A 19,414-nucleotide genomic window follows, 5' to 3' on the forward strand; every position below is an offset into this window, starting at 1 on the left:
CCGCCGCTGACCGCTTTCGCCGATCTGCTAGAGCCTTTCATATGACCAAATGGAGCCAACAGAATGGTTCCATTTGGCCATGAAAGGCTCTAGGTTCCGCCCATGATCTCGGCCAACGACCTCTCCCCTTCGGAACTCGCCGCCCTTCTTGCTTTCCATGCGGAGGCGGGCGTCGAATGGTTGCTTGAGGACAAGCCCGTCGATCGGCTGGCAGAGTTCGAAGCGATGAGGGCCACACGCGCCGACGCGCGGGCTGCCCCGCAAGTCAGGCCGCCGAGCCCCTCGGAGGTGCAGAGCGGTCGTGTCCAGCCGGCGCCCCCCGGCAAGGCCCGGGACCCTCTTCCTGCCGCGCCGGCAAGTGTTCCGCCGGCGGTGGCGATCCCGGACGAGCAAGCGATCAGCGAAGCACGATTCGCTGCCGAAAGTGCGCGCTCGCTCGCCGAATTGCGCACGGCCATGGAGGCCTTTACCGGCTGCAACCTGAGGAACAGCGCCCGCAACCTCGTATTCGCCGACGGCAACACCGCCTCCGGCGTCATGATTGTCGGTCCGATGCCCTATGCGGAGGATGACCGGGATGGCCAGCCCTTCGCCGGCAAGCACGGTGATATGCTCGAACGGATGCTTTTCGGCATCGGCCTGTCGAGGTCGGATGTGCTGCTCGCCAATGTCGTACCCTGGCGGCCGCCCGGAAACCGCGTGCCAAGCGGACGGGAGGCCGACATCTGCCGTCCCTTCATCGAGCGGCAGATTGCCCTCGCCGAGCCCAGGCACCTGCTCCTACTCGGCAATTTCACCGCCCGCTTCTTCTTCGGCACCAGCGAGACGATCCATCAAACGAGGGGGCAATGGCGCGAGCTTTCCGCCGGAGGCCACCCCGTTCAGGCATTGGCGACGTTGCACCCCCAGGATCTCATCAGCGCGCCGGTCAATAAGCGTTTCGCCTGGCAAGATCTCCTCGCCTTCAGGGCCCGGATCACCGGCTGACCCGCCTTTCCGACGGGTGAAGGAAATATGAACAAAGCCATGCAATTTGCGCAGGTCAGTGCCGCGTTTTAATGCGTTGCAAATACTATGCTGCACCGCAATATAAGGCCACGGGAGGAATGGATTAAGGAACTGAACCATGACTGCCCGCCTTCGCCCGATCCACAGCAGCTTCGAGACGCTCCGTCAGGCCCGTGTCGCTCTGCGGACGCCGTACAATAGCTTCGGCGCCGTAGCCAACGAACAGATGACGGCGATCGGCTTCGCGCGCACCACGCGCCGCCCGGCCCAGATCTACGCCGATTTCATTCAACGCTGATCAAATGGTGCGGCGAGCCTTCGGTCCCGGCGCTCGCCTGAGCAAGATCACGATCATGTCTATCCGTAGCCTGCTCGACACGATTTCTGATATCAGCACCGCCGTTCGTGCCTCGCGCGAGTTCACCAGGCTGAGCACGATCACGGATGCTCGCCGCGCGCATCGTGTCGCGGTGAGCCCTCTGCTGCCCAACTGATCCCTGCACCATCCACCCCCTGCGCCCCGGGCAAGGTCGACGCCGTCCCTCCGACTGGCAGAGGCAGGCGCAATAGGCGATGTTCAGCCCTGCGGTGTGACGTGTTTGCGCGCCCCCTTCCGCTCAAGCCCGAGCCGGTGCTCCCGGAAAATGATGAAGATGCCCGCTCCGACGACGATCGCGGTGCCCAGGAGCATGGCTGCCGTCGGTACGTTGCCGAAAAGGAAATAGCCAATGGCGATGCCGAGCACGATAGAGGCATATTCGAAGGGCGCGATCGTCGACATGTCGGCGTGGCGATAGCTCTCCGTCAGTAAAATCTGGGCGACCCCGCCGCAGAAGCCGGCGAGCATCAAGAGCAGGAAGGACGTCCACGATATCGCCGACCAGCCGAAGGGAAGTGTTGCCAGGGAAAACACGGCGGCGGAGAGCGAGAAGTAGAGAACGATCGTGTGCGTGCGCTCCGTCTGCACGAGCCTGCGCACGAGGACCATCGCGACCGCTCCGAGCGTCGCCGAAAGCAGCACCGCGACGGCACCCAGCGCTTCCGACGAGCCAAATCCTCCTTCGCCGAACAGTGTCAGGCGTGGCCAGGTGATGATCAGCACGCCAACGAGGCCGATGACCACCGCAGACCAGCGGTAAAGCCGGACAATCTCGCCGAGAAACACTGCAGCGAAGGCCACCGCCAGCAGCGGCATCGCGTAGCCGATCGCAATCGCCTCCGGAAGCGGCAGATGCACGAGCCCGTAGAAGCCGCAGCTCATCGACAGAATGCCGATCAAGCCGCGTAGCACATGCCCCGGGACATTGTTTGTCCGGAAGGCGTCGCGCAGCTGGCCGCGACAGGCGAGGAAACCGAGAATCGGCACCATGGCGAAGGCCGATCGATAGAAGGTGATCTGCCCGGTGGCGATGTCACTGCCGGCCGCCTTGATGCAAGTGGACATGCAAACGAAGACGATGACGGACAGGACCTTGAGCAGAATCCCCTTCATGGGATTGTGAATGTCGGCATCCATGGAGGACATTTTCGAGATGGTACCGGCGAGCCGGTCGCGGGAAGAAGGACGCGGCCCAAGCCGCGGGAGGATGGAGCCAGTCTAGCTGCACGGCGCGGGATGTTGGATCAATTTTCTTGATGGGTGCGGGATATTCGTGATGGCTTGAACAAGTTGCTTTCCTCGCTTGCTTTAGCAATCACGAAAAAAACTTGTTGGATTTAGTTCTTGTTAGTGCCGTTTCGTTAAACCTGCCGTACGGGGGCGGGAAAAAATCGAACGTGTTTGCTTCCGAAGTGCGGTCGACGGCATTGCAGCACAAAATCTCGCCTCTTGGCCTTTTCACCATCACAGGCGCCCTCTACCTTAGGAACGGAAGGCGCAAGCGGGACTGACCATGCGGACAAATACTGGCCAGATCATTCATCTGGAAGACTACCGGCCGACCGATTTCGTTCTCGAAAGAGTGGATCTGACCTTCGAACTCGACCCCAAGGAGACGAAGGTCGAGGCGCGCCTCATCTTCCACCGTCGCGAAGGCGTCGACCCCTCCGCCCCGCTGGTTCTTGACGGCGACGAGCTGAGCATGACCGGCCTGCTGCTCGACCAGGAAGAGATCCCGGCGACGCTCTACGATCTGACGGACGATACGCTGACGATCCGCAGCCTGCCGGAAACCGCTCCCTTCGAGATCACCGTGACGACGCTCCTGTCGCCGGAGACGAACACGAAGCTGATGGGTCTCTACTACACCAACAGCGTCTATTGCACGCAATGCGAGGCGGAGGGCTTCCGCCGCATCACCTATTTCCCCGACCGGCCCGACGTGCTCGCCGTCTATACGGTCAACATCATCGCCGACAAGGCGACCGCCCCCCTTCTCCTTTCGAACGGCAACTATCTCGGCGGCGCCGACATGGGTGACGGCCGTCACTTCGCCGCCTGGTTCGATCCGCATCCGAAGCCGAGCTATCTCTTCGCGTTGGTCGCCGGCGATCTCGGCGTAGTCGAGGACACGTTCACGACCGCGTCAGGCCGCAAGGTGGCGCTGAGGATCTATGTCGAGCACGGCAAGGAGCCGCGCGCTGCCTATGCGATGGACGTGCTCAAACGTTCGATGAAGTGGGACGAAGAGGCCTTCGGCCGCGAATACGATCTCGACATCTTCATGATCGTCGCCGTCTCCGACTTCAACATGGGCGCCATGGAGAACAAGGGGCTCAACGTCTTCAACGACAAATACGTTCTCGCCGATCCGGAAACGGCGACCGACACGGACTATGCCAATATCGAAGCGATCATCGCCCATGAATATTTCCACAACTGGACGGGCAACCGCATAACCTGCCGCGACTGGTTCCAGCTGTGCCTGAAGGAAGGACTTACGGTCTACCGGGATCATGAGTTTTCGGCGGACATGCGCTCGCGCGCCGTCAAGCGCATTGCCGAAGTCAGGCACCTGAAATCCGAACAGTTCCCCGAGGACGCCGGTCCCCTCGCCCATCCGGTGCGCCCGACGAAATACCGCGAGATCAACAACTTCTACACGACGACCGTCTACGAGAAGGGGTCCGAGGTGACGCGGATGATCGCGACCATTCTTGGTCGCGATCTCTTCAAGGAGGGCATGGATCTCTATTTCGACCGCCATGACGGCCAGGCGGTGACGATCGAGGACTTCATCGCATGCTTCGAGGACGCGAGCGGGCGCGATCTCAAGCAATTCTCGCTCTGGTATCATCAGGCGGGAACGCCGCTGATCAGCGCTTCCGGATCCTATGACGCGACGAAGCAGAACTACATCCTGTCGCTCGAACAGACGGTGCCGGCAACACCGGGGCAGAGCGCCAAGAAGCCGATGCATGTACCGCTGCGTGTCGGGCTCCTGCTCGAGGACGGCAGCGAGGCAACACCCGCGGCCGTTTCGGGCGCCGACGTCACGGCAGACGTGGTGCACCTGACGGAGCGCAAGCAGACCGTCGTCTTTGCCGGCATTCCGTCCCGGCCGGTGCCCTCCTTCAATCGCGGCTTCTCGGCGCCGATCAACCTGCACGTCGAACAAAGCGCGGAAGACCGCGCGCACATCGCACGCCATGAGGCCGATCTCTTCGCCCGCTGGCAGGCGCTGAACGCCATGGCGCTCGACAATCTGGCCAAGGCCGCGGGAGAGGCGCGAATCGGCCAGCCGATCGCCTGCGACGACGCCCTTATCGGCGGACTTCTGGCGGCCGCGGGCGACGAACGGCTGGAGCCGGCGTTCCGCGCACAGGTCCTCTCGTTGCCGAGCGAGGCCGACATCGCCCGGGAAATCGGCCGCGACAACGACCCGGATGCCATCCAGTCGGGCCGCCAGGCGATCCTTTCCGCCGTTTCCGCTTCCGGGAAGCGTATCTTCACGCGATTGCTCGGGGCGATGACGTTGTCAGGTCCGTTCCGGCCCGATGCTGCGAGCGCCGGCCGGCGGGCGCTGCGCAACGCCGCCCTCTCCTATCTCGTCTATGGGGACGATCGGCCGGAGAAAGCGGTAAGCGCCTTCCGTTCCGCCAACAACATGACCGATCTCAGTCAGGCGCTGACACTGCTCGCCCACCGCTTTCCGGACGCGGATGAGGCGCTCGATGCATTGGCGACGTTCAAGAAACGCTTCTCAGACAATGCGCTGGTGATCGACAAATGGTTCGCCATCCAGGCGACAATCCCCGGCGCCTCGACCCTCGACCGGGTCAAGGCGCTGATGTCCGATCCGCTCTTCAACGCCAACAACCCTAATCGCGTACGCTCTCTCGTCGGCGCCTTCGCCTTCTCCAACCCGACGGGCTTCAACCGGGCGGATGGCGAAGGCTACCGCTTCCTGGCGCAGCAGATCCTCGATATCGACCCCCGCAATCCACAACTCGCGGCACGGATTCTGACATCGATGCGCTCCTGGCGGTCGCTGGAGCAGGTCAGGGCCAACCACGCCCTGAATGCCCTCAAGCAAATCGCCGGTAGTGCCAGCCTCTCCGCCGATGCCAGCGACATCGTCGATCGAATGCTGAACGACGGAAGCGCGGCGTAATTTCGCCGCGCGCTCGACTCGGCGGCAAGGAGCTACAACTTTCCAACGATGAAAATTGGTTAATAAATCTTTACCCCTGCCTCTGGACAAGGCGAATCGCCCTGTGATTCATTGAGTCAGGTTCGGGCGAGCGGCGCACCGAATCACCGAAGCGTCCCGATTTCCGATGACGTTTCGGAGTGAGAGATCACAGCGTTCCTTTCGCATTCAAATGCGGGACGCTCTCGAGGACGGCAGAAATTGGGAAAGATAGCGGACGCGCGACGGGGAAGCGCAGCCGACGGGCGGTTGCGACTCAAGTTCCCAGGCTTTTTCGGCCTGGAACGGGAGCTCATCGACAAGGCGAGGCTCTTTGCCGAGCCGGCATCGCGCAGGCTTGCGCGGGCCGAACCCGTTCTCAAGCGCGCAATTCCCGTCCTCATCATCGCCTTCCTGCTCATCGTGGCGATATCCCGTATGTCGGGGATCATGGACGAGCACGCCCGAATGGAAGCCAGTTCGCGCCGGACCGTCAGCCTGGCGGCAACCGCCGCAACGGCGGCTTTCCAGGCAGATGGCCCGGAGCTCTTCGTCGATGGGCAGCGCTGGGAGACCGAACGCCGGCTCGCTGAATACCTGCCCGCCGAGCTCCTCGACACCGGCATGTTCCTGCTGACGGTTCGCCGGGACGGCCGCATATTCGCGAGCACCCATGCCGGGGCACATTTCATCGGACGCACGCTCACCTCGATCGCCCCCGACATGGCCTCGCTGCAGTATTACGGCGAAGGCGCCGGCGCGATGAGGGCGACAATCGACGGCGTCGAACACCTGGTGGCGCTGATGCAGGTCTCGGCTTCCGCGGGCGCCGTGCTGGCGGCAACGCCGGTCGCCCAGTTCGAAGCCGCCTGGCGCGACGATGTCTCGCTCAATGTCACGCTGTTTGCCGGCATCTCGGCAATCCTGCTCGTCGTGCTCTACGCCTATTATATCCAGGCAAAACGCGCGCGGGACGCCGATTCGGTCTTCGCGGAATCGAACCTGCGCGTCGAGACCGCATTGTCGCGCGGCCGCTGCGGGCTGTGGGATTTCGACCTTGCCAATCGGCGCCTGTTCTGGTCTCGCTCCATGTACGAGATGCTCGGCATGCCGGGCGACAGCAGCGTGTTGTCGTTCGGCGATGCGGCGCGGCTCATGCACCCGGAGGACCGCGGCATCTACCGGGTGGCGCGGGCGATCGCCAAAGGCAGCGAGCGTCAGATCGATCAGGTGTTCCGCATGCGTCACGCGGACGGTCACTACGTGTGGCTTCGGGCGCGCGCCCAGGTCATCCGCACGGTTTCCGGGCGCACGCACCTGATCGGCATCGCCATGGACGTGACCGAGCAGCACCGGCTCGCCCAGCGCTATGCGGAAGCCGACCAGCGCCTGACGGATGCCATCGAATGCACGTCGGAAGCCTTCGTGCTGTGGGACAAGCACGACCGGCTGGTCATGTGCAACACCCACTATCAGCAGGCCTATCAGTTGCCGGACCACGTCCTCGTGCCGGGGACCGAACGGGCGGTCGTCCATGCCGCGGCGGCCAGGCCCGTCGTCGAGCGACGCGTCGCCGATCCGGACCGCAGCAATCACTCGCAGACGAGCGAGGTGCAACTCGCCGACGAGCGCTGGCTGCAGATCAACGAACGCCGCACGCGCGACGGCGGCCTCGTCTCGGTCGGCACCGATATCACGCTGCTAAAGCGGCATCAGGTGCGGTTGCGCGAATCCGAGCGGCGGCTGATGGCGACGATCGGCGACCTTTCGGCCTCGCGCATCACGCTCGAACGACAAAAGGCCGAGCTTTCCGTCGCCAACGCCAATTACCAGGCGGAAAAGGACCGGGCGGAGGCGGCAAACCGGGCCAAGTCGGAATTCCTCGCCAACATGTCGCATGAGTTGCGCACGCCGCTCAACGCCATTCTCGGCTTTTCCGAGATCCTGCAGAACCAGATGTTCGGGCCGCTCGGGTCGGAGAAATACGACGAGTACTCGCGTGACATCCACGAGAGCGGCAAGCACCTGCTCAACGTCATCAACGACATACTCGACATGTCGAAGATCGAGGCCGGTCACATGCGCATCACGCGCGAGAGGATCGATCTTGCGCCTCTGATCGAGGAAACGCTTCGCTTCACCACGATACCGGCCGAGCAGAAGAATATCCGCGTCGTCCAGGAGATCTCCTCGGGCCTGACGATGTTCGCCGATCGCCGCGCCATGAAACAGGTGCTGCTCAACCTCCTGTCGAACGCGGTCAAGTTCACCAACGAAGGTGGACGCATTTCGCTCAGGGCCCGCAAGGTTCGCGGCGCAGTGACGCTGACGATCGCCGATTCCGGCATCGGCATTCCCCGGCACGCGCTGCAGAAGATCGGCCATCCCTTCGAGCAGGTGCAGAGTCAGTATGCCAAGAGCAAGGGCGGATCCGGATTGGGCCTTGCCATCTCCCGATCGCTCACGCGGCTCCATGGGGGCCGGATGAAAATCCATTCCGCCGAGAGCGTCGGCACGATCATCTCGGTGCGAATTCCAGACCTCGCGTGAGTCAGGCCGCGAGAACCGAGTGGAAGATGCCGCGAACCGCTTTGGAGAAGCGGCGTATGTCAGCCTCGAGGTGCTTCAGGTCCGGATAATCGCCGGCCCGACAAACGAGATCGACGAGACCTGCCGGCGCTTCCTTCGGATCGAAATCGCCGTCGAGACAGAGCCGGACGACCTGCGAGACCTCCGTAAACAGCGCGAGCGCCTCGACTGCCGTGTCGAGATCGTTTGCATCCATCAGCGTGGCGCCGAGCCTCTTCAGCGCCTCCAGAGTTTGGGTTCCGGCAGGCGGCGGCGCCTCGCCTTTCGCTGGCGCCACGAGCGTCAGATATTGTGCAATGAACTCGATATCGACGAGGCCGCCGGGGATGAGCTTGAAGTCCCAGATGTCGTTCGGCGGCTTCTCCTTGTCGATGAGATTGCGCATCTCCTCGACTTCCTTGCGGATCTTGGCGATATCGCGCTTTTGCGACAGGACCTCGGCGAAGATCGCTTCCGCTTCACTGACAAGGCTTTCGTCGCCGCAGATGCATCGGGCGCGCGTCAGCGCCAGGTGTTCCCAGGTCCAGGCCTCCTCACGCTGATATTTGGCAAAGGCGGTGATGCGTGTCGCGACCGGTCCCTTATTGCCCGACGGCCTGAGCCGCATGTCGACATTGTAGAGGATGCCCTCGGCGGTCGGGGCGGAAAGCGCGGCGATCAGCCTCTGCGTCACGCGCGTAAAATAGCGTGTCGGGTCGAGCGGCTTGGCGCCGTCGGATTGGTGGGCATCGCTGTCGTAATCGTAGAGCAGGATGAGGTCGACATCGGAACCGGCCGTCAGTTCGTGACTGCCCAGCTTTCCCATGCCGACGACCGCAACGCGACCGCCCGGGAAGCGGCCGTGCACCGAGCGGATCTCTTCCAGAACCGCATCCAGCGCAGCTGCAATGATCAGGTCGGCGAGATCGGTGAAGGCCCTTCCCGCCTGCAGGCCGGAGATCGAGCCGGTCAGCAACCGGATGCCGATCAGGAAGCGTTGCTCGGCGGCGATGATGCGCAGTCGGTCCAGCACCTCTTCATAATGGTGCGCGCCGGCGACGAAACTGGCGATCCGCGGCGCCAGATAATCCTTCGTCGGCAGTTCGGCGAGCAGGCCCGGGTCCAGCATGCCGTCGAAAACATGCGGCCTGGCAGCGATGATATCCGCCAGGCGCGGCGCCGAGGACATGATATTGACGATCAGCGACAACAGTCCCGGATTGTTGCCGAGCAGCGAGAAGAGCTGGATGCCGGCCGGCAGGCCGGAAAGAAACTGGTCGAAGCGCAGCAAAGCCTCGTCGGCGCGCCGGCTCTCACCGAATACGCGCAGGAGCTCCGGCGTCAATTCCGTCAAGCGTTCGCGCGCCTCGACGGACTGCGTCGCCCGATAGCGCCCGTAATGCCAGGTGCGGATGATGCGGGCTATGTCGGAGGGACGCTGGTACCCCAGCCTCTTCAGCGTTTCGAGTGTGTCGGGGTCATCCTGCTGGCCTGTGAATACCAGATTTCCGGTCTCGGTCGAGAGCTTTGCCTCCTGTTCGAAAAGCTGCGCATAGCGTCGTTCGACCGTCCGCAGCACGCGCGAAAACTCTCTGGAGAAGGACGCCGTATCTTCGAAGCCGAGCATGCAGGCAATTCGCTTCAGCTCCGCCTCGGTCTCGGGCACAAGGTGGGTCTGCTCGTCATGCACCATCTGGATGCGGTGCTCGACGTCGCGAAGGAACCAATAGGCGTCCACCAGTTCGTGCGCCGTCGAACGGTCGATCCAGCCGGCCTCGGCGAGCACATGCAGCATTGCCTCGGTTTCGCGCAACCGAAGGGCGGGTGTCCGCCCGCCGGCAATCAACTGCTGCGTTTGCACGAAAAACTCGATCTCGCGGATGCCGCCGCGGCCGAGTTTGACATTGTGCCCCTTCACGGCAATTTCGCCGTGGCCCTTGTGGGCGTGGATCTGCCGTTTGATCGAGTGAATGTCGGCAATCGCCGCGTAATCCAGGTATTTCCGGAAGACGAAGGGCGTCAGCTCCTTGAGGAAGCGTTCGCCGGCCGAGAGGTCGCCGGCGATCGGCCGCGCCTTGATGAACGCCGCCCGCTCCCAGTTCTGCCCTCTGCTTTCATAATAGAGCATGGCCGCCTCGACGGGGATCGCGAGCGGCGTCGAACCAGGATCGGGCCTGAGGCGCAGGTCCGTGCGAAACACGTAGCCATCGCCGGTCCGCTCCTGCAGGACGCGGATCAGCCTCCGCAAGAGCCGCGCGAAGATCTCCGTCGCCTCGTCGCGACTGACGAGGATGCCGGCCTGCGGATCATAAAAGATCACGAGGTCGATGTCGGAGGAATAGTTGAGCTCGCAGGCGCCGAGCTTGCCCATGCCGAGCACCACGACCCCCGAGGCGACGCTCGGCGCGGCGGGATCCGGAAGGACGAACTTGCCGCTCTCATCCGCGCCGAGCAGCAGGTGATCGATCGCGGCCGATACCGCCGCACCGGCGAAGTCGCTCAGCCATCGTGTCGTTTCACGGCCATTGAACAGCCGCGAGAGATCGGCAAGCGCGACGGCAAAGGCGACCTCGCGCCTTGCCCGCCGCAGCCGCGACATGATCTCCGCGTCCGGCAGCGCCTTGCCTGCCGCCTCGCCCTGCCAGGCCCTTCGCGCGGCGTCGATCCGGCTTTGCAAAAACCCCGGCAGGCTCTCGCCAAGCAGCGCCTCGAGGGTGGCAGGGCTGCTGGCGGCCGTATCGCGCAGAAACGGCGAGAGCGCGAATGCGGCAAGGATAAAGTGCTTGAGCGGCGCATCGGAGGCCAAAAGCTTCGCGATCGGCTCGCGCCCCTTTGCCATGTCCTTGAGAACGGAAAGAGCGACCTTTGCGTCGGCCTGGCTCGCGGGACGGATCGGCACCGCCTCGATATCGGACAACCGCTTCTCGGTCGCGTCCACCATCGGTCTTCTCCTCCCTTTCGGATCATCGGGGAAACCTTGATCCAACCGGTCATTGCTTGGCTGGTGTATCAGGTCGTGCCGGCCGGGAAAACCATGCGAACCGTCAATCCCTTTCCTTCCGGCTCCGTCGCCGAGAGAGCGAGGGAGCCATGGTGCATCTCCATCACGGCTTCGACGAGCGAAAGGCCGAGACCGGTGCCGGGCTTCGAACGGCTTTCGTCCAGCCGCACGAAGCGTTTGACCACTTCGCGGCGCATATTTTCGGGAATGCCTGGACCGTGATCGGCGACCGTCAGGACGGCGTTGACACCGCTTTTCTTCATCTCGACCCGCATGACCGGATTTTCCGCACCATCCGCATATTTGATCGCGTTGTCGATCAGGTTCCCAAGCGCCTGGCCGATCAGCTCGCGGTTGCCGGAAATTGTTATGCCGGGCTGGATGTCCGCTTCCAGGCGGAGGGCGCTTTCCTCGGCGACCGGCTCGTAAAGCTCGACGCAATCGTCGACGATGCCGGACAAGTCGACGTCGCTCATCTCGGCGACAGCGGAACCAGCCTCGACGCGCGAAATCATCAGCAGCGCATTGAAGGTGCGGATCAGCTGGTCGGACTCCCCAATGATTTCCTCGAGCGCGCCGTTCTGGCTCCCGCCTTCCTTGCTGCCGAGCGCCGCCTCGGCCTTGTTGCGCAGCCGCGTCAACGGCGTCTTGAGATCGTGCGCGATGTTGTCGGAGACCTGTTTCAGGCCTTCGTTCAGCTTCTCGATCCGGCCCAGCATGGCGTTCAACGATTCCGACAGACGGTCGAACTCGTCGCCCGAACCGCTCGTCGGCAGCCGCTGCGAAAGGTCACCCGCCATGATCTTGGTGCTCGCCTCCGACATCCGGTCGATGCGCCTCAAGGCATTGCGGCCGATGCCGAACCAGATCACCAGCGCGCCGAGCCCCATGATGCCGAGAGCGACCACCAGGGCCTGGCGCACGAGAACGCGAAACTTTTCCGGTTCCTGCAAGTCGCGGCCAACGAGAATCCGCAGACCGTTGTCCAGCACCAGCACCTGGGCGAGTGCGACGTGGTTGTCCGCGCGGCTTTCATCGGTGAAGCGGCGGTAGTGAAAAGGCTCAGATGTCCAGCCCTCGTCGTCTAGCAAGCCGGGCTCGAGGCCGGCCACGTTGCCCGCGAGGATTTCTCCACTCGGTCCCGCAATGACGTAAAGGTTGGCGCCGGGCTGGCGCGCCCGCCGTTCCAGCGAGCGAAGCAGGCCGTTGACGCCGGCGCGCTCGTATATGCCCTCGATCTGGGTTGCTTCGACAGAAATCGCTTCACGCGTCTGCTGCTGCAGGAAACGCTCGGACATGCCGGTGACGTAGAAGACGAGGAAGACGGCGCAGAGGGAGAAGAGAACGAGATAGAGCGCGGAAAGCCGGACCGCGGTCGTCCTGAACAGAACGCCGAATTTGCTCATGCGTCAGCGGTCCGGTCGTCCTTGATCATGTAGCCGGCGCCGCGAACGGTCCTCAGCAACGGCGGATCGAAATCCTTCTCGATCTTGGAGCGCAAGCGCGACACATGCACGTCGATCACGTTGGTCTGCGGGTCGAAGTGATAGTCCCAGACATTCTCGAGCAGCATGGTCCTCGTCACCACCTGCCCGGCATTCTTCATCAGATATTCGAGCAGCCGGAACTCACGCGGCTGCAGCGGGATCTCCTTGCCCTGCCGGCGGACCGAGTGGGAAAGCCGGTCCAGTTCGAGGTCGCCGACGCGATAGACCATGTCCTGGTCCGGCGTTCCCTTGCGCCGGCCGAGCACCTCGACACGCGCCAGAAGCTCGCTGAAGGCGTAAGGCTTGGGGAGGTAATCGTCGCCACCGGCGCGAAGGCCGGTCACTCGGTCGTCTACCTGGCCAAGGGCCGAAAGGATGAGCACCGGCGTGTGGATGCCCCTGCGCCTCAATTCGGTGATCAGCGACAGGCCGTCCCGGCGGGGCAGCATGCGGTCCACCACGAGCACGTCGTAGGTGTTCTCGCTCGCCATGAACAAGCCGCTTTCGCCGTCGCTGGCGTGGTCGGAAACGATACCCGCTTCTCGAAACGCCTTAGCCAGATAGGCGGCTGCCTCGAGGTCGTCTTCAACAATCAAAATCTTCATACGGGTGACCATAGTCCCGGACCTCTGTTCGTCTCAACCGGTTTCGGGGTTTGCATCGGCCAAATGCAGAGTTCGGCCGGAACAGAGGACGCCGCGATATCGACAGATGTCGCGGCGCCTCGTCATCGGCCAGGAGCGGGCGGTAAGCGCTCCTAAGTCCGCCCGCTCCGTGTCTTGTTGGCGCCGCGTCTCAGCTCTGAGCGATCGGCAGTGCGACAAAGCGGCTGCCCTCTTCGGCTTCGATCTGGAACAGCGCCTTGCTGCGGCCATCCTTCTTGGCGTTGTTCATCACCTTCAGGATGTCGTCCGCCGTCTTCACTTCCTGATTGTTGACGGAGACGATCTTCTCGCCTTCCTTCAGGCCGCGATCGGCGGCATCCGAGTCCGGGTCGACGGAAGCGATCGTCACACCCTTGCCGTCTTCCGAGGGGGAGACTGCCAAGCCAAGATCCGCCAATGCCTCTTCGCCGGCCTGACCCTGGTCGGGCTGCTCGTCGCTCGTGTCCGGCGTCGCCGCCTTGGCCTCTTCCGGCAGCGTGCCGATCTCGAGCTTGACGCTCTGAGACTTGCCGTCACGCCAGAGGGTGACGTCGGCGGTGGCTCCGGGACGCATCGCCGCTACCCGGCGCGCGAGATCGCGCGGATCCTTGACCGGCTCACCGTTGACTGCGGTGACGATATCACCCTTCTTGATCCCTGCCTTCTCGCCCGGCGAACCGGCCTGCGGTTCGACGACAAGGGCGCCGTTCGGTTCGGAGAGACCGAGCGACTCGGCAATGTCTTTCGTCACCGGCTGGATCTGAACGCCGAGCCAGCCGCGCGAGACAGAGCCGTCCTTGATCAAGGAGTCGACGACATCTTTCGCGACCGAGGCGGGAATTGCGAAGGCAATGCCGACATTGCCGCCCGATGGCGAGAAGATCGCCGTGTTGATGCCGACGACCTCGCCGGAGAGATTGAACGTCGGGCCGCCGGAATTGCCGCGGTTCACCGCCGCGTCAACCTGCAGATAATCGTCATAAGGGCCGGAGCCGATGTCGCGGCCGCGCGCCGAGACGATACCCGCCGTCACGGTGCCGCCTAGACCGAAGGGGTTGCCGACGGCGACCACCCAGTCGCCGACCCGAACCTTGTTGTCATCGGCAAAGCTGACATGGGTGAACTTGCGGTTGGCGGCATCGACCTTGAGCACGGCAAGGTCGGTGCGGCTGTCCTTACCAACGAGCTTGGCGTCGAGCTCCGTTCCGTCGTTCATGATGACAGTGAAGGCGGAGCCATCGGAAACGACGTGGTTGTTGGTGACGAGGTAGCCGTCCTCGGTGATGAAGAAGCCCGAGCCTTGGGCTCTCGGGCGCAGACGGCCCTCACCGCGGGGACCGCGCCGATCACGCCAGCGATCGGCGCGGTCGCCGTCGCGGGAGTCAGGCCCGCCGAACTCACGGAAGAAGCGCCTCAGCGGATGGTCCTCGGGCAGATCCTCGAAACCACGGCCGCCGAAATCGAAGGTGAAGTTGCTTTCGTCGTCGGCAGCCTGTTGCCTTGCCTGGACGCGAACAGAAACGACGGCCGGGGAAACAGCGTCGACGACGTTGGCGAAGCTCGGAACAGACGGCGCCTGAATCCTCACGGCTTCAGCGAAGGACTGGGTAATCTGCGCCGGCAGACCGGTCGTCAGCATGACTGCGGCAAGGCCGGCGACCGTGGAGGTCTTCAGGACGGTCTTCAGCGATGGACGCGGAGTTTTGATCATGGACATTCGTGTTGCCTTCTCTCTTGCATGAAGCCGCCGCGGAGCGGTGGACGGCTTCGAAACCTTGACCACGAGCCAGTATCCGGAGGACGAGATCGCCCGGACACCCGCTCGCCTGGCTGTGACTGGAGGAACAGCCGATGACGAAACGTGTAACGGATGGGACCTTACTGAGTTCTGTCCGGAAGATGAATTTTTGGTAATGTTCCGGCAGGGCGGCAATGGGCCGCCCGTGAGCGAGCCGCGGAATCGCCCGGCGCCCGGCAAATCGTTCGTTCAACCACTTGAACGGACTATCTTTTTTCGATTGCCGACTGGGCCGACGGAATCCTACGACCGCAGAAGCTTGTCCAGCTTTTCCTTTTCGTCATCGGAAAGCGGTGGGCCCGCGCCCTGCGCCCCGCGCCGGCGCGCGGCGACGATCAGGGTGACCGCGCCAAGGACGAGCAGGACGACCGGCATACCCCAGAGGAGCAGCGTCTTGGCCTCGAAGTGGGGCTTCAGCAGCACGAATTCACCGTAGCGCGAGACGACATAGGCGATCACCGCCTCGTCTGTGTCACCGCTCTTCAGGCGTTCGCGTACGAGCAATCGCAGATCCTTGGCGAGTTCCGCATTGGAATCGTCGATCGACTGGTTCTGGCAAACCATGCAGCGAAGCTTGGCCGAGATTGCCCGCGCCCGCGCTTCGAGCCCCGGATCGGTGAGCACTTCGTCCGGGTTGACCGCGAAGGCCGGCGCGACGGAAGCGAGGGAGAGGAACAGCGCGACGAGGATGCGGATCATTCGGCTGCTCCGGCAGCAAGGCGCGCCGCTCTGGCAGCGCGCGACGGGGCGCCCACCCGCAAGCGTCGATCGCTCAAGGAAACGACACCGCCCGCCATCATCACGAGCGCGCCGCCCCAGATGCAGAGGATCAGCGGCTTCCACCAGATGCGCACAACGATACCGCCGCCGGTCATCTCGTCGCCCAGCGAAACATAGAGCTGGCTGAGGCCGAACGTCCTGATGCCGGCCTCGGTCGTCGGCATCCGGCGTGCCGAATAGAGGCGCTTGGACGACCAGATCTCTGTCACCTTTACGCCGCCGCGGCTGACGGTGAAGTGACCAGTGTCCTCGGTATAGTTCGGCCCGCGGCCGTGGCGCATGCCATCGAAGCGCAAGCTGTAGCCGCCGGCCTCGACCACCATTCCAGGCTTCATCTCGACGACGGTCTCCGTCTCGTAGGCCGTCACGGCAACGATGCCGATCAGCGTGACGCCGAGACCGATATGAGCGAGCGCCGTGCCGAAGGCCGAGCGCGGCAGGCCCAGGAACCGCCGCAAGACAATGCTGCCTGCCACCTTGCCGAGGCCGGATCGAAGCGCGACATCGGTGACGGAACCGAGGATCAGGTAGACGCCAAGCCCGATGCCCAGGACGGCGAGAACCGGACCGCCGTTCCTGGTATAGTAGACGGCGGCGGCGAAGAGCAGACCGGCGCCCACGGCGGCGAAGAGGCGCTGGGCGGCAGCAGCAAGATCGCCGCGCTTCCAGGCCAGCAGCGGGCCAAAGGGAACCGCAAAGAGCAACGGCAGCATCAACAGCCCGAAGGTCATGTTGAAGAAGGGAGCGCCGACCGAGATCTTGTCGCCGGTGAGTGCCTCGAGCACCAGCGGATAAAGCGTGCCAGTGAGGACGGTCGCCGTAGCCGTCGTCAGGATCAGATTGTTCAGGACGAGTGCGCCCTCGCGCGATATCGGCGCAAAGAGCCCGCCGGACTTGAGATGCGAGGCGCGCAAGGCGAAGAGCGACAACGCGCCGCCGATGAAGACGACGAGGATCGCCAGGATGAAGACGCCGCGCGTCGGATCGGTGGCGAAGGCATGAACCGATGTCAGCACGCCCGAGCGCACCAGGAACGTGCCGAGCAGCGACAGCGAGAAGGTCAGGATCGCGAGCAGCACCGTCCAGATCTTCAACGCCTCGCGCTTTTCCATGACGAGCGCCGAGTGCAAGAGCGCCGTCCCGGCCAGCCACGGCATGAAGGAGGCATTCTCGACCGGGTCCCAGAACCACCAGCCGCCCCAGCCGAGCTCGTAATAGGCCCAGTAGGAGCCCATGGCGATGCCCGCGGTCAGGAATGTCCAGGCCGCCAGGGCCCAGGGCCTGACCCAGCGGGCCCAGGCGGCATCGATGCGGCCCTCCGTCAGGGCTGCGATCGCGAAGGAAAAGCACACGGAGAAGCCGACATAGCCGAGATAGAGCAAGGGCGGATGGATGGCGAGGCCGATGTCCTGCAGCACGGGGTTCAAATCCCGGCCCTCGCCTGGGGCTGGAACGAGCCGGGCGAAAGGATTGGACGTCAGCAGGACGAAGAGCGTGAAGGCGGCAGCGATCCAGGCCTGAACCGCCAGAACGTTCGCCTTCAGGGTTTCGGGCAGGTTACGGCCGAAACTTGCCACCAGAGCCGAAAAGAACACGAGGATCAGGAGCCACAGGAGCATCGAGCCCTCGTGATTGCCCCAGACGCCGGAGATCTTGTAGATCAGCGGCTTCAGCGAATGCGAGTTCTCCCAGACGTTCCGGACCGAGAAGTCGGAGGTCACATAGGCGAAGGTCAGCACCGCAAAGGAGAAGGCGACGAGCAGGAAGGAGACGATCGCCGCGCTGCCCGCCAGTTCGACCAAGGCCCGATCGTTGCGCCGAACGCCGAAGAGCGGCAGCACCGACTGGATGAGCGCGGTCGCGAGCGCCAGCACCAGCGCATAGTGTCCGAGCTCGATGATCATTGAATGTTTTCCTTCCCGCCGAGCGTGACGCCCTGGGCTTTCAGGCGGTCGGCCACGTCCTTCGGCATGTAGGTCTCATCGTGCTTGGCGAGCACCGTGTCGGCAACGAAAATCTGGCTGCTTGCGACGAAGGTCCCCTCCGCCACCACGCCCTGCCCCTCGCGGAAGAGGTCCGGAAGAATGCCGGTATAGGTCACCGGCACCGTCGCGAGCGTATCGGTGACGCTGAAGGTGACGGTCTTGCCGTCGCCGCGCTTCACCGAGCCCGCTTCCACCAGCCCGCCGAGACGGATGCGTGTGCCCGGCGCGAGACCCGCTTTGGCAAGGTCGCCGGGGACATAGAAATAGGCCACGGCCTGGCTGAAGGCGACCATTACCAGAAGGACGGCGGCCGTCAGGAAGCCGACGCCACCGCCGATGATCGCCAGCCGTTTCTGCTTACGGGTCATTCTTTCGCTCCGCCGCCATCGAGGCCGAGTTCACGGCCGAGCGCCAGCAATCGTTTGCCTTCGTCGACGCTGGCCGGAAAGGCCTGCAGTCCCTCGCTTAGAGCATCCTCGGCCTTATCTCTTTGATCGAGGACAACATAGGCGCGGACCAGGCGCATCCAGCCTTCGAAGTTGTCGGGATTTTCCTTCAGGCGGCCGGCAAGACCGTCGACCATGCCGCGGATCATCGCCTGACGATCGCCGGCGCTCATGCCCTCGGCTGCGGCAATATCCTCGGAGGTCGGATTTCCGAGCGCTTCGCCACCGGCGCCGGGCTTGTCGGCAGAGAGCTCCGCGATATGCTGGTTGACCAGCGGCAACCACGGCGCGCCGGCGGGCGACCTGCCGGCGAGCTTGCGGAAGGCGGCGAGCGCATCGCCATGCTTTCCCTCCTGCTTGAGGCCGAGGGCGAGGTAGAACTCCGAGCGGGGATCATTGGCATCGAGAGCCAGCGCCTTCTTCAGGGCATCCTGTGCCGCCGCCGTCACAAGGCCGCCGGACTGTACGATCAGGGCCTCGGCATAGCCGCCCAGTCGGGCCGCCGTCGGTCCGAGCAGCCGGATCGCGTGGTCATAGGCGCCGACCGCGTCGTCGACGCGGCCGTTGCGCATGTAAATCGGGGCAAGCAGGTCCCACCCTGCCCCGTCGTCGGGGCTAAGGGCGAGATGATTTTCGGCTTTGGCGATCAAAATATTGATATCCTCGCCGGGATTGGCGAGCCGCGCTGCGAGCGGTTGCGCCGGCACGCCAGGACTGCCCGTCGTCAAATACAGACAGAGCCCCACGGCCGGAAGACAGAGGAGAATGAACGCCTGCGCCAGGCGCTTCGAACCCAGCCGCTTGGACATGCTTTCTTGCTTTGATGCATCTGCGGCGCTGGCGGCGATCATTCGGCGTCCGATTTCGGCCCTGGCGAGTTCCGCATCATCGCCGCTGATCAGCCCCGCCTCGCGGTCCCTGGTCAGTTCGTCGAGCTGGTCGCGGTAGACCTCCATGTCATGGCTGTGAGGAGACGGGAGGGGCGACGCCGCCCGCATCAGCGGGAGGACGAGCGCGACTGCGACAGCCGCCGTCAAGGTGGCGACAAGAATCCAGAACAACATGGATGCGAAATACTATGAGGTTCCCGGCTTTCCAACTCGAAAACCGAAAATGACGAATATTT

Annotated in this window: 14 protein-coding genes; 5 read left to right on the forward strand and 9 right to left on the reverse strand. The window is 63.6% G+C overall.

Annotated elements, in window-relative coordinates; translation table 11 throughout:
* Positions 1-102: 102 nt before the first annotated feature.
* From CO676_RS04610 to CO676_RS04620, 3 genes are all read left to right on the forward strand, one after another.
* A complete protein-coding gene (locus tag CO676_RS04610; RefSeq protein WP_097519774.1) occupies positions 103-987 on the forward strand; it encodes a uracil-DNA glycosylase in 885 nt (294 codons plus the stop codon).
* Positions 988-1,126: 139 nt separating this feature from the next.
* A complete protein-coding gene (locus CO676_RS04615; protein ID WP_014761546.1) occupies positions 1,127-1,306 on the forward strand; it encodes a hypothetical protein in 180 nt (59 codons plus the stop codon).
* A 55-nt stretch (positions 1,307-1,361) separates the two neighbouring features.
* The gene (locus tag CO676_RS04620) at positions 1,362-1,502 is read left to right on the forward strand and encodes a hypothetical protein (protein WP_097519943.1); all 141 of its coding nucleotides are present in this window, start codon (positions 1,362-1,364) and stop codon (positions 1,500-1,502) included.
* A gap of 83 nt (positions 1,503-1,585) precedes the next feature.
* On the opposite strand, the gene CO676_RS04625 is transcribed toward CO676_RS04620, so the two are convergent.
* Positions 1,586-2,524, reverse strand: coding sequence for a DMT family transporter (locus CO676_RS04625; RefSeq protein WP_097519775.1), 939 nt, complete (start codon positions 2,522-2,524; stop codon positions 1,586-1,588).
* Between the two features lie 376 nt (positions 2,525-2,900).
* Here CO676_RS04625 and pepN point away from each other — a divergent pair, with 376 nt between their 5' ends.
* The gene (pepN, locus tag CO676_RS04630) at positions 2,901-5,561 is read left to right on the forward strand and encodes an aminopeptidase N (RefSeq protein ID WP_097519776.1); all 2,661 of its coding nucleotides are present in this window, start codon (positions 2,901-2,903) and stop codon (positions 5,559-5,561) included.
* A 240-nt stretch (positions 5,562-5,801) separates the two neighbouring features.
* Positions 5,802-8,129, forward strand: coding sequence for an ATP-binding protein (locus tag CO676_RS04635; RefSeq protein ID WP_097519777.1), 2,328 nt, complete (start codon positions 5,802-5,804; stop codon positions 8,127-8,129).
* Position 8,130: 1 nt separating this feature from the next.
* Here CO676_RS04635 and CO676_RS04640 read toward each other — a convergent pair whose 3' ends face one another.
* The 8 genes from CO676_RS04640 to ccmI form a co-directional block, all read right to left on the reverse strand.
* Entirely contained in the window at positions 8,131-11,088 is a 2,958-nt protein-coding gene (locus tag CO676_RS04640; RefSeq protein ID WP_097519778.1) for a bifunctional [glutamine synthetase] adenylyltransferase/[glutamine synthetase]-adenylyl-L-tyrosine phosphorylase, read from the reverse strand.
* 68 nt (positions 11,089-11,156) lie between these two features.
* Complete coding sequence (locus CO676_RS04645; protein ID WP_014761540.1) at positions 11,157-12,554, reverse strand: HAMP domain-containing sensor histidine kinase; 1,398 nt, start codon at positions 12,552-12,554, stop codon at positions 11,157-11,159.
* Positions 12,551-13,252: a response regulator transcription factor gene (locus CO676_RS04650; RefSeq protein ID WP_014761539.1), complete on the reverse strand. Its 702-nt coding sequence runs from the start codon at positions 13,250-13,252 to the stop codon at positions 12,551-12,553. Before CO676_RS04650 ends, CO676_RS04645 begins: the two co-directional genes overlap by 4 nt.
* A 178-nt stretch (positions 13,253-13,430) precedes the next feature.
* Positions 13,431-14,996 (reverse strand): Do family serine endopeptidase, encoded by a 1,566-nt coding sequence (locus tag CO676_RS04655; protein WP_097519779.1) that lies wholly within the window; start codon positions 14,994-14,996, stop codon positions 13,431-13,433.
* Between the two features lie 324 nt (positions 14,997-15,320).
* A complete protein-coding gene (locus tag CO676_RS04660; RefSeq protein WP_097519780.1) occupies positions 15,321-15,776 on the reverse strand; it encodes a cytochrome c-type biogenesis protein in 456 nt (151 codons plus the stop codon).
* The gene (locus tag CO676_RS04665) at positions 15,773-17,761 is read right to left on the reverse strand and encodes a heme lyase CcmF/NrfE family subunit (protein ID WP_014761536.1); all 1,989 of its coding nucleotides are present in this window, start codon (positions 17,759-17,761) and stop codon (positions 15,773-15,775) included. Before CO676_RS04665 ends, CO676_RS04660 begins: the two co-directional genes overlap by 4 nt.
* The gene (ccmE, locus tag CO676_RS04670) at positions 17,758-18,210 is read right to left on the reverse strand and encodes a cytochrome c maturation protein CcmE (protein WP_014761535.1); all 453 of its coding nucleotides are present in this window, start codon (positions 18,208-18,210) and stop codon (positions 17,758-17,760) included. The genes CO676_RS04665 and ccmE overlap by 4 nt, the downstream gene beginning before the upstream one ends.
* Entirely contained in the window at positions 18,207-19,352 is a 1,146-nt protein-coding gene (gene ccmI, locus CO676_RS04675; protein WP_097519781.1) for a c-type cytochrome biogenesis protein CcmI, read from the reverse strand. Before ccmI ends, ccmE begins: the two co-directional genes overlap by 4 nt.
* Between the last annotated feature and the right edge of the window lie 62 nt (positions 19,353-19,414).

Source organism: Sinorhizobium sp. BJ1 (assembly GCF_002531555.1).
In the GTDB taxonomy this organism is placed as follows: domain Bacteria; phylum Pseudomonadota; class Alphaproteobacteria; order Rhizobiales; family Rhizobiaceae; genus Sinorhizobium; species Sinorhizobium fredii_B.

Excerpts from the sequence above, each read along its gene's own strand:
- CO676_RS04610 (WP_097519774.1), top strand. The coding sequence starts at position 103 with ATGATCTCGGCCAACGACCTCTCCCCTTCGGAACTCGCCGCCCTTCTT.
- CO676_RS04615 (WP_014761546.1), top strand. The coding sequence starts at position 1,127 with ATGACTGCCCGCCTTCGCCCGATCCACAGCAGCTTCGAGACGCTCCGT.
- CO676_RS04620 (WP_097519943.1), top strand. The coding sequence starts at position 1,362 with ATGTCTATCCGTAGCCTGCTCGACACGATTTCTGATATCAGCACCGCC.
- CO676_RS04625 (WP_097519775.1), bottom strand. The coding sequence starts at position 2,524 with ATGGATGCCGACATTCACAATCCCATGAAGGGGATTCTGCTCAAGGTC.
- pepN (WP_097519776.1), top strand. The coding sequence starts at position 2,901 with ATGCGGACAAATACTGGCCAGATCATTCATCTGGAAGACTACCGGCCG.
- CO676_RS04640 (WP_097519778.1), bottom strand. The coding sequence starts at position 11,088 with ATGGTGGACGCGACCGAGAAGCGGTTGTCCGATATCGAGGCGGTGCCG.
- CO676_RS04645 (WP_014761540.1), bottom strand. The coding sequence starts at position 12,554 with ATGAGCAAATTCGGCGTTCTGTTCAGGACGACCGCGGTCCGGCTTTCC.
- CO676_RS04650 (WP_014761539.1), bottom strand. The coding sequence starts at position 13,252 with ATGGTCACCCGTATGAAGATTTTGATTGTTGAAGACGACCTCGAGGCA.
- CO676_RS04655 (WP_097519779.1), bottom strand. The coding sequence starts at position 14,996 with ATGTCCATGATCAAAACTCCGCGTCCATCGCTGAAGACCGTCCTGAAG.
- CO676_RS04660 (WP_097519780.1), bottom strand. The coding sequence starts at position 15,776 with ATGATCCGCATCCTCGTCGCGCTGTTCCTCTCCCTCGCTTCCGTCGCG.
- CO676_RS04665 (WP_014761536.1), bottom strand. The coding sequence starts at position 17,761 with ATGATCATCGAGCTCGGACACTATGCGCTGGTGCTGGCGCTCGCGACC.
- ccmE (WP_014761535.1), bottom strand. The coding sequence starts at position 18,210 with ATGACCCGTAAGCAGAAACGGCTGGCGATCATCGGCGGTGGCGTCGGC.
- ccmI (WP_097519781.1), bottom strand. The coding sequence starts at position 19,352 with ATGTTGTTCTGGATTCTTGTCGCCACCTTGACGGCGGCTGTCGCAGTC.